14 protein-coding genes are annotated in these 14269 nt (G+C 32.8%); 4 read left to right on the forward strand and 10 right to left on the reverse strand.

Annotated features, from left to right (window positions below):
* Window positions 1-65: 65 nt before the first annotated feature.
* The 5 genes from cobS to BUA82_RS05465 all read right to left on the reverse strand — a co-directional run bounded on the left by cobS (window position 66) and on the right by BUA82_RS05465 (window position 3914).
* Window positions 66-815 carry an adenosylcobinamide-GDP ribazoletransferase gene (gene cobS / locus BUA82_RS05445; protein WP_073005445.1) on the reverse strand — a complete coding sequence of 250 codons (750 nt, stop codon included), beginning with the start codon at window positions 813-815 and terminating at the stop codon, window positions 66-68.
* An 8-nt stretch (window positions 816-823) separates the two neighbouring features.
* Window positions 824-1372, reverse strand: a complete 549-nt coding sequence (gene cobU, locus BUA82_RS05450; protein ID WP_073005449.1) for a bifunctional adenosylcobinamide kinase/adenosylcobinamide-phosphate guanylyltransferase — start codon at window positions 1370-1372, stop codon at window positions 824-826.
* A gap of 16 nt (window positions 1373-1388) precedes the next feature.
* Window positions 1389-1967, reverse strand: a complete 579-nt coding sequence (cobC, locus tag BUA82_RS05455) for an alpha-ribazole phosphatase (RefSeq protein ID WP_073005451.1) — start codon at window positions 1965-1967, stop codon at window positions 1389-1391.
* Between the two features lie 29 nt (window positions 1968-1996).
* Window positions 1997-3457, reverse strand: a complete 1461-nt coding sequence (locus BUA82_RS05460; RefSeq protein WP_073005454.1) for an alpha-amylase — start codon at window positions 3455-3457, stop codon at window positions 1997-1999.
* 190 nt (window positions 3458-3647) lie between these two features.
* A complete protein-coding gene (locus BUA82_RS05465) occupies window positions 3648-3914 on the reverse strand; it encodes a hypothetical protein (RefSeq protein WP_073005456.1) in 267 nt (88 codons plus the stop codon).
* Window positions 3915-4171: 257 nt separating this feature from the next.
* Here BUA82_RS05465 and BUA82_RS05470 point away from each other — a divergent pair, with 257 nt between their 5' ends.
* The 3 genes from BUA82_RS05470 to BUA82_RS05480 all read left to right on the forward strand — a co-directional run bounded on the left by BUA82_RS05470 (window position 4172) and on the right by BUA82_RS05480 (window position 6426).
* Window positions 4172-4795 carry a DsbA family oxidoreductase gene (locus BUA82_RS05470; RefSeq protein ID WP_073005458.1) on the forward strand — a complete coding sequence of 208 codons (624 nt, stop codon included), beginning with the start codon at window positions 4172-4174 and terminating at the stop codon, window positions 4793-4795.
* Between the two features lie 108 nt (window positions 4796-4903).
* On the forward strand, window positions 4904-5554 hold the full coding sequence (locus BUA82_RS05475; protein WP_073005460.1) for a carboxypeptidase-like regulatory domain-containing protein: 651 nt from the start codon (window positions 4904-4906) through the stop codon (window positions 5552-5554).
* The gene (locus BUA82_RS05480) at window positions 5554-6426 is read left to right on the forward strand and encodes an MSCRAMM family protein (RefSeq protein WP_073005465.1); all 873 of its coding nucleotides are present in this window, start codon (window positions 5554-5556) and stop codon (window positions 6424-6426) included. The genes BUA82_RS05475 and BUA82_RS05480 overlap by 1 nt, the downstream gene beginning before the upstream one ends.
* Before the next feature lie 70 nt (window positions 6427-6496).
* Here the strand turns inward: BUA82_RS05480 and BUA82_RS05485 are convergent, their stop codons facing one another.
* The gene (locus tag BUA82_RS05485; protein ID WP_073005467.1) at window positions 6497-9160 is read right to left on the reverse strand and encodes a cation-translocating P-type ATPase; all 2664 of its coding nucleotides are present in this window, start codon (window positions 9158-9160) and stop codon (window positions 6497-6499) included.
* Between the two features lie 437 nt (window positions 9161-9597).
* On the opposite strand from BUA82_RS05485, the gene BUA82_RS05490 reads away from it, so the two are divergent.
* Window positions 9598-10593, forward strand: a complete 996-nt coding sequence (locus BUA82_RS05490) for a YhdH/YhfP family quinone oxidoreductase (RefSeq protein ID WP_073005470.1) — start codon at window positions 9598-9600, stop codon at window positions 10591-10593.
* 153 nt (window positions 10594-10746) lie between these two features.
* Here BUA82_RS05490 and ric read toward each other — a convergent pair whose 3' ends face one another.
* The 4 genes from ric to BUA82_RS05510 form a co-directional block, all read right to left on the reverse strand.
* Window positions 10747-11445 (reverse strand): iron-sulfur cluster repair di-iron protein, encoded by a 699-nt coding sequence (gene ric / locus BUA82_RS05495; protein ID WP_073005471.1) that lies wholly within the window; start codon window positions 11443-11445, stop codon window positions 10747-10749.
* A 112-nt stretch (window positions 11446-11557) separates the two neighbouring features.
* A complete protein-coding gene (locus BUA82_RS05500) occupies window positions 11558-12790 on the reverse strand; it encodes an FprA family A-type flavoprotein (protein WP_073005472.1) in 1233 nt (410 codons plus the stop codon).
* A 247-nt stretch (window positions 12791-13037) separates the two neighbouring features.
* Window positions 13038-13748: a Crp/Fnr family transcriptional regulator gene (locus BUA82_RS05505; RefSeq protein WP_073005473.1), complete on the reverse strand. Its 711-nt coding sequence runs from the start codon at window positions 13746-13748 to the stop codon at window positions 13038-13040.
* Window positions 13749-13854: 106 nt separating this feature from the next.
* The gene (locus BUA82_RS05510; RefSeq protein WP_073005475.1) at window positions 13855-14172 is read right to left on the reverse strand and encodes a hypothetical protein; all 318 of its coding nucleotides are present in this window, start codon (window positions 14170-14172) and stop codon (window positions 13855-13857) included.
* Window positions 14173-14269: the final 97 nt, after the last annotated feature.

Genomic DNA, 14269 nt, shown 5'->3' on the forward strand with positions numbered 1-14269 from the left:
ACGTGACTGGCACCTTTATTATATATTAAATCTACCTTCAAATAAACACCTTATAAAAATTTTCATTAAAATGCAGTGGCTATGACAAGGGATACAAGTACTGAAATTTCATTTACAGCTCCTAAAGAGTCCCCTGTAATTCCATTTATTTTATTATTGCATAGAGCATTGAATGCATAGGTAACCACTATGGTAGATGCCAGCAATATAAGCGCTTTCCCTGTACCCACTGCTAAAAACGCCGCTAAAAAACATATTAAAAAATTTATAATAACAGTAAAAATAGTTACATTATTGATGAAGAGGTTTCCTAAGCCTCCAGACTTGGCAGGTTTACCTATATAGCAAAGAAGCAGCATGGAAGCTCTGCTAATCATGGGTATAGCTATGATTAACAAGGCTAAAGAGCTATTAGCTGAAATAAACATATATCCTTGAAACTTTATTAACAAGTTCATTATTATTCCTATGCAGGCAAAGGTACCTATGCGGCTATCTTTCATAATGTCAATTATCTTGTCCTTGCCTTTTGCGGCAAAAAAACCGTCACAGGTGTCTCCAAATCCATCTATGTGAAAGCCTCCAGTGATAAAAATATCTATTAAAATAATTACTATGGCAATAGTGAAAGCAGGTAATATATTTCTTAATAAAAAATATACTGCATACTGAAGTCCGCCTATTATTAATCCTATAATAAAGAAGAAGGCTGAGCCTCTTCTAAAATCTTCACCGCTGCAAGGTAAGGATCTTTTTACAGGAATCCTTGTAATCATCTGAACTATAAGCAAAAAATTTTCATAATATCTCTTCATAACACACCTTATTTAAGCTTTAAAGGGATACCACAAGCTGTAAGATATACCTGGTCGCTTACCTCTCCTAGCCTTTGATTTATTCTTCCTAGAATATCTGTAAATATTCTCCCCAGCTTATACTCAGATACTAAACCTAAACCCACTTCATTGGTTATTAAAATTAGTTCTTTATTATAATTTTTAACCGCTTCAATAATATTGGTAAACTCCTTAAGTATTTCATTTTCCATAACTCTTACATCTTCCTTGCTTACCCCTTCAAAATCCTCATAGGTGTCAAACATCAAATTGGTCACCATGGTGCCTACACATTCTAACATTATCTTGTTTTTCTCAGTACTCTCTATAACTTTACTAATATCTTTATATCCCTCATAGGTTTCCCATTTAGGGTTTCTTCTCTCCTTATGTAACCTAACCCTCTCTGCCATTTCACTATCAAAAACCTTAGAAGTAGCAATATAAAGCACATCATCGCTGTCCTTCAAAAGTTTCTCCCCAAAGGAACTCTTACCACTGCGGGTACCACCAGTAATTAAAATAGTCTTACTCACTTAAAAACCTTCTTTCTCAATTCTCAATTGTCTTTATGCTCCAATTCTCGTATTCGTAGCTTAAGATGCTTAGTCCTCCGTTGGAGGAGTGAAATTTCCAATACAAATCTAGGTTTTCATTTAGTACGTAGCAGTACACTAGTCTAATTATACCACCATGGGTTACTATGAGTATATTTTCCTCTGGTAATTTTTCTATATCTTTCATAAAACTCTTTACCCTTTGAAAGGCTTGGAAGGTACTTTCTCCTTGAGGTATTACATAGCCCTTCCAATCCTCTTGCCAGGCTGTGCACTGCAGTGGGTAATGCTTTTCTATTTCCTTATAAGTCTTGTTATCAAAGATACCAAAGTTTAACTCATTAAGCCTAGGATCTTTATAACTATAGGCGCCCTCTGTGATAATATCTGCGGTAATCTCCGCCCTTTTGCTGCAGCTTGTGTATATCTTATCAAAACCTATATTACTAAGCCTTTCATTTAATGCTAGTCCTTGAGCTTGTCCAACCTCTGTAAGTTCTGATTGGTACAAGCCGCAATATCTTTTTTCAATATTGCTTTTTGTTTCCCCGTGTCTCACTATATATAAATTCATAAAAACCCCCAATGATTAGAAATGTAACTTTAGTTAGCATCGGCTTTCACCCAAACGGATATGGATCCTCCATTTACAGTAAAACAACCATTTCCTTCTTCATCTATGATTACAGTTTCTTCTCTGTGTCCTAAAAAGTCTATCCATTTTTCCCCAGCTCTATGTGCTCCCACACTCATTAGCTTTTCTCCCTCCTCACCATTAGTAATTATAATGGCAGCTCCAGAGTTTGAAAATTCCTCTTCTCCCAATCTAACCCAACCAATGGTATTAGGATGGTCTAAATAGTCTACCTGCTCTCCATAAGTATAACATTTTCTTAAATACAGTAGCTTGTCCAGCAACTCTTTTTTACCTTCCATTGCATCTTCTCCAGATATACCATAATAATCTCCATAAAATACACAGGGGTACCCATCTTTTCTAAGGAGTATTAATCCATAGGCTAAGGGCTTAAACCAATCTTCCACCCAGGATTCTAAAGACTGGCCTGGCTGCGAATCATGATTATCTACAAAGGTTACTGAGTGTATGGGATTAAGCTCTACTAAGGTTCCCTGAAAAATCTTTCTTAAATCATAATCTTTACCTGCTTTAGAGGCCTCATAGAAGTTGTAATGAAGGGGTACATCAAATAAATCCAGTTCATAATCTACATTTTCTAACTGTTCCTGCAATACTTCTATATTGCTTTTCCAATATTCTCCTACTGCATATAGCTCCTGCTTTTTAGTACCTTCCCTAACATACTTTAAAAAATCTCTTACAAACCAGTGATTTATATGCTTTATTGCGTCTAATCTAAAACCATCAATGTTAAGCTCATTTACTACCCAAATACCCCACTTAATAACTTCATTATATACATCTGGATGCTTATAATCTATATCCGTAAACATCAAATAATCATAATTTCCAAACTCATCATCCACCTCATCTCCCCAATCTTTGTTTTCTCCTATAATTTTATAAATAGAGGCTTTGTCCTTTTCCACATTATAATCCGTTCCAGTAAAATGCGTCCAATTCCATTTAAAATCAGAGTACATATCTCCTCTACCTGGAAAATTAAACTTAGTCCATGCTTCTATCTCATAGGGTTCTGTTAAAATTTCTTCTCTATTATCCATAGAAACTTCCTGTGCCATAAATCTTTCCGTTTCATCAGCACCAGCTTTATGATTTAACACTATGTCCAAATATACTTGTATGCCTTTATCATGAAGCTGTGATATAGCTTTCATAAGTTCTTTCTTAGTTCCATATTTAGTCCTAAGGCTTCCTTTTTGCTGGAACTCTCCGAAATCATAGAGATCATATATGCCATAACCTACATCATTCTGTCCTATAGCCTTTGTGGCAGGTGGTATCCAAACTGCAGATATCCCCATCTTTGCAAGATGTTCAGCTTGCTCTTTAAGCCTCCTCCAATGTGCTCCATCATTGGGTACATTCCATTCAAAAAATTGAAATAATGTATGATTAGTCATAATTTCATCTCCTCAATACATAAAAATATATAAAATAATTACCACTAATTAATATAGTGGTAAACAGTTAATACTCCTATTCTATAACAAAACAATTTTAAAAACCCCATTCACAAGAAAAATTAACATAAGTATTAAAATTGTAACAATTAATTCTAAATTGTTAATCTTTAAAGTACATTTTTATTTCTTATAACTTTTCTATCTTTTTCTTCAGTTCTTCTAATTCTTTTCTAAGACTTTTAATATCATCTTCTGATGCTTCATCTCCATTATTATTAGCATCGTCAATGAACTCAGTTTGTTGGCTGATAGTAGATATGGTCTCTCCTATCAATTCTATAAAGCTACCTAAAGCTCCTTGGTCTTGAGAAGATAATTCTTGAGCTAAAACTATTCCTATAAGCACAGCTAATAAAACAAAGTCATTGGGTGGAATACATTTAAAATCTATCATAAAATCTCTCAATTTAATTACTTAGTTTATTATACTTTTCGAAATGGATAAAGTTACATATATCACTTTAACTTCCTACTTATCTTTAATTTTATTTATAATTTGTATAAACTACACTTAATTATTCTATTTATTTTACTGCAAAACTATATAATCATTAATATTTCTTTAATTTTGCATTTTGTTACCTATTAGCCCTTGTCCCTTTATATTATTTCTCATATAATAACATTAATTATTAGAAAAGAGGGGATATTATGAAATATAAAATTAAGATATTTTCAGATTTTTCTTGTCCTTTCTGTTATTTAGGAAAAGGTATTATCCGTGAACTTAAGAAAAACTTTATTATAGAAGATGAATGGCTTGGCTTTGAAACTCATCCTGATGTTCCTGAAGAAGGAATGTTATTATCCCAATACTTTAAAGGATTAGATGCTAAAGATTTACTAACTCCTTTAAGAAAAAGAGCTAAAAATTTTAAATTACCTTTTAAAGAAGTAGATTATATTTACAATACTTCTTTGGCATTAGAAGCCGCTGAATATGCTAAAGAAAATAAAAAATATGATGAATTTTCCTTTGAGGTTTTTAAAGCTTATTTTTCAGACAATACTAATATTGCAAAAGAAGATGTCATTAGAAAAATAGCGGATAAAGTTGACTTAAACTCAGAAGAGATGATTAATAACATTAAATCTGATGTTTATAAGCCCAATCTTCAGCTAAATGCGCAAATAGCCTCTTTACACAATGTAACAACTGTACCCACCTTCATTATCAATGATGAATACAAAATAAGCGGTGCACAACCTCTGGAAGTCTTTGAAGGCTTCTTACTAGAAATCTACAACAATAAAGTCTTCCATAATAGAGAGTAAACACAAAGAAAAAATTAAACTGTGAGAATGTTCCTATTCTCACAGTTTTTTATTACCCATTTTATCATATCTTGAATATTATACATTAGTAAGAAAGGAGAGGATAAAATGCCTAGCTTTGATGAGTACGTATTGGAAATTAATAATTTAAAGCAAAAAGCGCCAAAGCAAGAAGCTTTGCCAGATAAAGCTGTCTCTCCAAGCACTATGGTAGAAGCTACTAGTGAAGAAACTTTAAAAATTGACATAAAAACTCCTATAAATAAAAGCGAACCTTCAAACTTTATTTATGGTTTCATCACAGAAGAAAATGGCAAAGCAATAGAGGATGCCTTGGTAGAATTAAAAAGTTTAAAGGATGACTCAAAGTTCATAGCATCTACCTTAACTAATCTACAAGGAGAATACTTATTTTCATCATTAGATAGTGGTATATACTCTATTAGTGTAAGCAAGGAAGGATATATTACTAAAAACACCTCTAATATCGCATTACAAAATCACCAGTATTTGGGACAAAGTTTAGTTTTAAGTGTGGATCCTATGGTTAACATGTCATCTGTACAAGGTATAATCACAGATGATATTACAGGAAAGCTTCTGGAGGATATCATAGTTGGATTATACTCTAGGGTAAATGATATAGAAGTATTAATAAAATCTACAGTAACAAATAATGAAGGAAGATATGCTTTTTACATGCTTCCACCAGGGGAGTATAAAATAAAAGCATCCTCCTTTAGAAAGGAGGATGCTTAATGGCTACAAATAGAGCATATTATGTTGAAAGCAGCCAGAACTTTTCTTTAAAAGCCGGGCAAAATATTAGCATGGATGTAAAGCTGAAACCCTGCAATGGAAAATGTAATACTATAATTGCAGGCAGAGTTTTAAAGGGGGTAAATCCCATAGAGAATGCTTTTGTAGCTATTACAAATTTTCAATACAATATATTGCACACAACCTTTACCGACATAAACGGAATATTTATCTTTAAAGAAACAGTTCCCTCAGGGGAATACAAAATAGCTGCTTCTTGTTGCGGTTTCAAAACTACAGAAGCACAAAATATCACGGTTTCAGAAAGTGTTCCTGTAAAGATTTATTTTAATTTAACTGAAGACCCTGCTTTTGCCAGAGGCATTATATATGGAGTAATTAAGGATTCTTTAGAAAATAACCCCATTGAAAACAGTAGGATTTATCTTAATTATAAAAACAGGAATATAAAAGTTTCTGATAGTATATCTAATTCAAAGGGAGAATATATAATTCACAATATTCTTCCAGGAGAATATGTGCTACAAGCAGAAGCACAAAATTATAACCCGTCTTTTCCCATAAATATAAAAATAGAAGAAAATAGTAGAATTCCAGTGGATATAGCCTTAAATACCAATCCTCCCGTACTGGGAAGTATAAGCGATGTAATTAAGATAGGTTCTCTTACTCAAAGCAGTATCCCCGTGTTTTTATACGAACTAAAAAAAGATAATGAAATATTAAAAGAAGTTCAAACCACTAATAGTGATGGATTCTATGCATTTTCAAATCTTACTCCCGGCGTTTATAGAGTTAAGGCAAATCTATTAGATAAAGGAGAATATGAAAAACTTTCTACCGTAATATAAAAGTGAAGAGGCTTATTTAAGCCGCTTCACTTTATTATGCTTTTTTTACTTCTCTATACTTTTTATTTTATTATGCTTTTGCTTTAGCTCTTTTAAATATCTTTATTATCTCATTAGCTATTAATGGTACTATAGCAAGAGCAGATACTATAAGCCAGTCATTCATTATAAGGTCATTTACATTAAACACTTTAGCTAAGAAAGGAACTGTAATTACTATATCTTGTAGGAATATTCCAGCAGCTATAGCTCCTAGAAGATACTTGTTAGTAAATAATCCTACTGTGAATATACTCTTGGTTTCACTTCTAAGGTTAAGTGAATGTACAAGCTGTGAAACACTTAATACTATAAATGCCATGGTCTGAGCGTGTCTTAGTCCATCTCCCTTTAACACACCTGGCGCTAATGCTCCTATTCCATGTATTCCAGTTTCTTCCACAGCTCCTATATAGAAAGCAGCTAAAGTAAGTAATCCAATAAGTACACCATTAAAGATCATAAAGGATAAGGAGCCTTTAAATAAGCTCTCTTTTGCATCTCTTGGCTTATTCTTCATAACGTCAGGGTCGCCTGGGTCCATGCCTAAAGATAGGGCAGGGAGTGTATCTGTAATAAGATTTACCCATAGGATATGAATTGGCTCTAAAGGTGCAGCCCAACCAAGTAATATGGCAAAGAATAATGCTACAATTTCTCCTATATTACAAGATAAAAGGAATAAAATTGACTTTTTAATGTTTGCAAATATATTTCTTCCTTCTTCTACTGCTTTTATTATAGTAGAGAAGTTATCATCTGTAAGCACCATGTCTGCAGCACCTTTTGCCACGTCAGTACCTGTAATACCCATGGCAACTCCAATATCTGCTGCCTTAAGTGAAGGAGCATCATTAACTCCGTCACCGGTCATGGAAACTATATTACCATTAGCCTTAAAGGCTTTAACTATTCTTACCTTATGCTCTGGAGATACCCTAGCAAATACTCTTAAATCTTTAACTTTCTCAACTAAGGCTTCATCAGAGATAGCGTCAAGCTCTACTCCAGAAACACTCTGACTTTCGTCTTTAGCAATACCTAATTCTTTAGCTATGGCCAAGGCTGTCTTCTTGTGGTCTCCAGTAATCATTATGGTAGTTATACCTGCCTTTTTACAGGTTTCAATAGAATCTTTAACCTCTTCTCTAGGTGGATCTATCATTCCTACAAGTCCGATTACTATAAGGTCTTTTTCAATATCTTCTGGCTCTATTTCATGGGTGGAAACTTCTCTATAAGCAAAGCCCAAAACTCTTAATGCATCCTCTGACATAGCATTAGAAGCATTCATGATATTCATTTTCATATCTTCTGTAAGAGGTTTTATTTCGCCGTTTATATATATATTATTTGAGATCTGTATTATATTATCTATAGCTCCTTTAGTCATTATAAGATGCTTATCACCATATTGATTTATGGTACTCATAAGCTTTCTATCTGAGTCGAAAGGAAGTTCATTATTTCTTATATGTTCTTTGTTTAATCCTTCTTTAGTGATTCCATAATTTAATGCTAAATCTAAAAGTGCTATTTCTGTAGGATCACCGGTTTTAGATTCCTTATTTGAAGTTGCATCATTACAAAGGATCATATTCTCTAAGAGTAATCTTTCTACAGGATCCTCTATGTTAACCTCGTTACTATTTTTAACACTATTATTAGCATAAAACTTTGTAACTGTCATTTTGTTTTGTGTTAATGTTCCTGTTTTATCTGAACAAACTACATTCACTGATCCTAAAGTTTCAACAGCAGGCAGCTTTCTAACTATAGCATTATGCTTAACCATCTTTTGCACGCCAATAGCGAGTACTATAGCCACTATAGCAGGAAGTCCTTCCGGAATGGCAGCAACAGCAAGGGATATAGCTGTAAGGAACATTTCAAAAAGATCTCTTTTTTGAATTACAGCGATACCAAACATTAATACACATATTACTAAAGCAGCAATACCAAGTAACTTTCCTATTTCCCCTAATTTCTTTTGAAGAGGAGTTTGTTCGTCTACGTTTTGTTCCAGCATTTTTGCTATCTTACCAATTTGAGTTTCCATACCTGTACCTATGGCTACTCCTTCTCCACGTCCATAAGTTACTAAAGTAGACATGAAAGCCATATTCTTTTGATCACCTAGAGCTATATCTGTCTCATTTAATACTAAAGTAGAATCTTTATCTACCGGTACAGATTCACCTGTTAAAGCTGATTCCTCAACTTTAAGGTTGGCTGAGTTAATAAGCCTTAAATCACAGGGTATAAACCTTCCTGCATCTAATACTATAATATCCCCAGGAACTATATTTTTTGAATTCACTTCCACTATCTCACCATTTCTTCTTACATAAGCTTTAGGTGTAGACATTTTTTGCAATGCTTCCATTGCTTTTTCAGCCTTTGATTCCTGAGCTACCCCTATAACTGCATTTAATACAATTACTATTGTAATAATAACCGCTTCGTTAATTTCTCCAGTAAAGCCTGAAATCAAAGCGGCAACAATAAGTATGTAAATTAAAGGGTCATTTAATTGGGCAAAGAATAATTGAAGCAATGTCTTTTTCTTTTGAGTAGTTAGTTGGTTTTCACCATACTTCTCTAATCTTGCAGAAACTTCTTCAGAAGAAAGTCCTCTCACTGGATCCACATCAAAATCTTTAAGGACTTTTTCTGTTTCTTGATTATAATACATGAGCTCATCTCCTTTTAAGTCTTATTTTCAGCATACCTTAAATAAAAATCAATAATGGCAATAAAAAAAACCTTTGCACCAGAATTTCCCCCAGCGCAAAGGTCTTGCATCTTAGTAATCATCCGGGATTAATCCGTATTGACGAACGATTAACGCAGTGAGCGTATGCTACTCCCCTTATAGGTTTATTTTACAGTATTTGTAGACTAAGTCAATAGTACTTCATTAACAAATAGAAAATTTTTAAGCACTATTGTCTATTTCTACCATGACCCCAGGGGCAGTTCCATTTTATGGAGCCACCCCTGGGGTAGTAACATTATTTGGTATTGATTTATATGAAGATTTATTATAATCTATATTAAATGATAAGGAATATTATTTAGTTGATTCACTTAAATAAGTAAGCAAAATTTATATTTGAAAGGAGATCTTAAATGATTATGGAAAAATATAAGGCATTAGTGGTAAAAGAGGTGGAGGATAAAAAATTTCAAAGGGAAATAGTTGAAAAAAACATATCAGAACTTCCTGAAGGCGAGGTACTTATTGAAGTTAAATATTCTTCTTTGAATTATAAAGATGCTCTTTCTGCTTCTGGAAATAAAGGGGTTACAAGAAACTATCCTCATACTCCTGGTATTGATGCAGCTGGAATAGTAAGAGAAAGCAGTGATGGAAATTTTGCCGTAGGTGAAAAGGTTTTAGTAACAGGCTATGATTTAGGCATGAATACTTCTGGAGGTTTTCAGCAGTATATTAGAGTTCCTGCCCATTGGGTCGTTAAGCTTCCTGAAAACCTAGACCTTAAAGAAGCTATGATGTATGGTACAGCTGGTTTTACCGCAGCCTTATCCGTATACAAGCTAGTGTCTGCAGGTATTAAACCTGAACAAGGAAAAGTACTGGTTACTGGTTCTACTGGCGGTGTGGGCAGTATAGCCGTAGCTATCCTCTCTAAGCTCGGATATGAAGTGGTAGGGGTTACAGGAAAACCAGATAAAAAGGATATGCTTTTAAAGTTAGGAGCTAAGGATATTATCTTAAGAGAAGAAGCTGATGATAACTCTGGAAGAGCTCTTTTAAAAGGTAAGTGGTCGGGAGTGATAGATACCGTTGGTGGAAATATACTAGCTACAGCTATTAAATCCACTGAATATGGCGGAGTAGTCACTTGCTGCGGTAATGCAGCTTCTCCTGAGCTTCCTACCAGCGTATTTCCTTTTATACTAAGAGGGGTTTCCCTTTTAGGAGTAGACTCCGTTCAGTGCCCTATGGATTTAAGACTTAAGATATGGAAACTTCTTTCTTCAGACTGGAAAATAGATTTATCCTCTTCCACTGAAGAGGTATCTTTAGAAGGATTAAACGAAAAAATTGATGTTATCCTTCAAGGTAAACTAGCAGGAAGAGTTATTGTAAATCTAAGTTAATAAAAACCCCTTAAAACCTTCTACATGTTGTCCATGTGTTTTGCGTTTTAAGGGGTTTTTTTAGAATCCTATAAGATTAACAATATAAACCATATGGTGAATATGATTCCTTTTGATTCTGTTGTTCAATGTTATGAATTTACCAATGTAAATTTATATCATCTCAAATAATACTGTGTTTTCTAAATATATATGAGTGAATAGATCTTTTTCTAATGCATTAAGCTTAGAATATACAAGTCTATAGGTATTGCAAGCATCTTCAGGTGCTTTAAAATCATTAGTTACTTTTTCAATTTCTTTTAATATATCCCCAGCTACATCATGTTCATCTTCAGTATCTAGTATAAATTGATTTATTTCTTCTAAAGCAGCAGCATCCTTTGAAGTAAAGTATTTCTCCATAAGAGGAAATAAGTTTTCTTCTTCCTTAATCAAATGCTCTTCTAGTTCCATTTTTAGAGTTCCAAATAATCTGTGTAATTTAAGAAGTTCTTCTCCATGATGGCTAAAGTGTACTTTTAATATTTTAAAAAGCAAGCTATCAATTTCCTTCAGCTCTTTTTTTGTATAATCATGATGGGTAAATATAATGTGATCCATAATATCTAAAGGATTTTCTTTTCTCCAGTCCTTATATTCACTGTTTGAATCTATAAATTTACCATAAGCTTCATTTAACTCTAAAATTATATCATCCTCAGATAAATTCTTCTCTGTTAAGGCTTCTCCTAGGGTATCATGTCCACCACAGCAATAATCAATTTTATATTTATTAAATATCTCACTAGATGCTGGGAATATAGAAACTATCTCTCCTAGCTTCTGTTTACTTTCTATTAAATTTGTCATATATCTTCTTCTCCTTTTAATAAAAACTATATTTTTATGAGCTATAAGCTCCAATCTATTTATTACTCTCTAGAATTGTCTATATAGTGTATCAACTTATTAACATGAAGTTTTATAAAGCGTTTAAAAGCAATTCTGCCACATATATAGAGGCTCTTTCAATTTGTTTCAAATTTTCTTCCTTTGGAGAGAACCTTACTCTTATAGGGAATAAAACATCTGTCATACCTGTGGATTTAATAATATCTGCTGTATTTAATACCTTCATATCTGTATTCTTTAAATAATCTTGTACCACTTCTATAGCTTCACCGCTCCATCCATAAGATCCAAATGTTCCTGCTATCTTACCTTCAAGCTTAATATCTTTTAATTCTTTAAGTATATCTTCTAAATTTCCAATGATATCCGCATATTTTGTGGAAGTTCCAAAGAATATCGCATCAGAGTTTATTATGGTGCTTATAACCTCTTCTTTTGCACGCTTATTCACGTCCACCACTTCTACAGAAATATTGCTCATTTCTAAATTTTCTTTTATTAAATTTCCAATTTTTTTAGTATTACCTGTCATGGAAGAGTATATTATGGTAGCTTTCTTATCATTTACAGTATTCTTACTCATATTGTCATATATATCAATAAATTTTTTAACATCTTTTCTTAATATAAATCCATGGGAAGGCGCAATAATTTCAATTTGCAATTCCTTAATTTTTTCTATCATATCTTGAACATATTTTCTATGAGGATGCATTATTAAAGTGTAATAAACTTTAAAATCTTCAGTTATATCCTCTTTCGCCATATCATTGAAATATTCATAATTTGCTACATGAGTGCTGAAAATATCGCATGGGAATAGTATTTTATCTTCTTCACAATAGGTAACCATAGTTTCTTCTGTATGAAGATAAGGAGTTTCTAAAAACCTTAAAGTCTTTCCACCAATGTCTAGAGCATCTCCATCTTTAACAATGTGGAACTCTCTATTATGAAGCTTATACATTTCCTTAAGTTCTTCTACTGCGGGTTCTGTACACACAATTACTGCATTCTTTGCTTTGGCAGCCAGACTTCCTAAGCCACCTGAGTGATCAGGCTCTGTATGGTTTATAACTATATACTTTATTTCTTGTAGGTCTATTAATTCTTTTAAATTATCCACAAATTCTCTTCCAAAGCTTATATCTACGGTATCAATAATTGTAGGTTTTTCGGTTTTTAAAAGGTAACTATTATAGGTTGTACCTTTAGTTAATGTGAGTCTATGAAAAGGCACATCCCTATCATCTATCTTTCCTACCCAGTAAATATTCTCTGCTAACATTATTTTATCTCTCATGGTTATTCCTCCTTGAAATTTATATTTAATCACATTACTTCTCTTTGCTACACCCTTATTGTATAATCACTATGCTTTTTTAAATATGATTCAAATCACACTTTATAAAAGTTTTATACAAATATTAAGAGTAAAAAAATATAAGGTTGAAAGCTATTTTATATATTCAATAATACAAAAAGCTCCTTAGAAGGATGGTATAAACCAAACCTTCTAAGGAGCTTTTTTACATCATCAGATAAATATTTTATTCTACAAAGGTTCTTAAAGCCTCTTCATCTTTAATAATAATAACCTTATTACCTATTAGTTCAATAAAGCCTTCTTGTTCAAAGCCAGCTAGCTTTCTGCTTATGGTTTCCCTAGTGACTCCAGAATAATTAGCCATTTCTTCCCTATTTACAGGAAGCTTTATCTCAATACCTTGAGAGTTTTTTATACCATACTTTTCACTAAACTCCAGTAATATATAGGCCACTCTCACCTCAGCATCGTTGGTAGCTAGATTTTGGGCTAAATTTTCTGTTTCTGCCAGCCTTCTTGTTACCTCTCTAAGAAGCTTAAGAGATATTTCAGGATTATCTAAAAGTATCTTATCCATGTCTTTTTTAGTTAAAGTACATATTTTAACATCAGATATGGCATAAGCGCTGAAATTATAACTTTTGCTGCCACCAAAGAGATTCATCTCTCCAAAAAAATCTCCGCTAGTGAGTATATGAACAATTTGTTCCTTTCCTTCCTTAGTAATTTTGGACAGCTTAACTTGCCCTTCATTTAAAATAAATAAAGTATCTGAGCTATGCCCCTCACTACATATTATCTCACCTTTTTTATAAGCTTTATGCCCCGTCATAGCAATAATCTTTCTAAGTTCTGAGTCAGATAGGAAAGAAAATATAGGGACTTTAGCAGCACAAAGATTATGCCTACATCTATCACAACCTATTTCTATCAAAGGTATCACCTGCTTTAAAATTTGTATTATATACCTATAGTACTATTAACTCTACTATCCATCAAGAAATTATCTAATTATACTACTATGCTTTTATAACGTTTTTTTACTGTCTATTAAGGAATTCCTCTTTTTTAAGTCTTTGATTTACTTGAGTATTGCTCATTAAATTTAATAAATCATGGGTAAAGTTTGCTCCCCTAGATACTATAACACCAGTACATACTATGCCAATAATAGGGTGAATAGAATTAAGACCTGCTAAGGATAAAACATCCATTTTAGTGGCTACGGATAATAAAATCCCTAGTAACAATGCACCAATCCTGTCCAAGGATAGTTTGCCATTATCCCAAGCCATCTTTATAGTTTCCCATATAGCTTCACAAAGTAAAGCCAGTACAAATATTTTAAATAGCTCCATACTGAACATCTCCCTTCTAGTATAAATATATTGTTTATATTCTTAAATAATACAAAAATTGTTTTTAATATGAATTTAGTTTAAAATTATAATAATA

This window comes from Clostridium amylolyticum, assembly GCF_900142075.1.
GTDB classification, from domain to species: Bacteria; Bacillota; Clostridia; order Clostridiales; family Clostridiaceae; genus Clostridium_AA; species Clostridium_AA amylolyticum.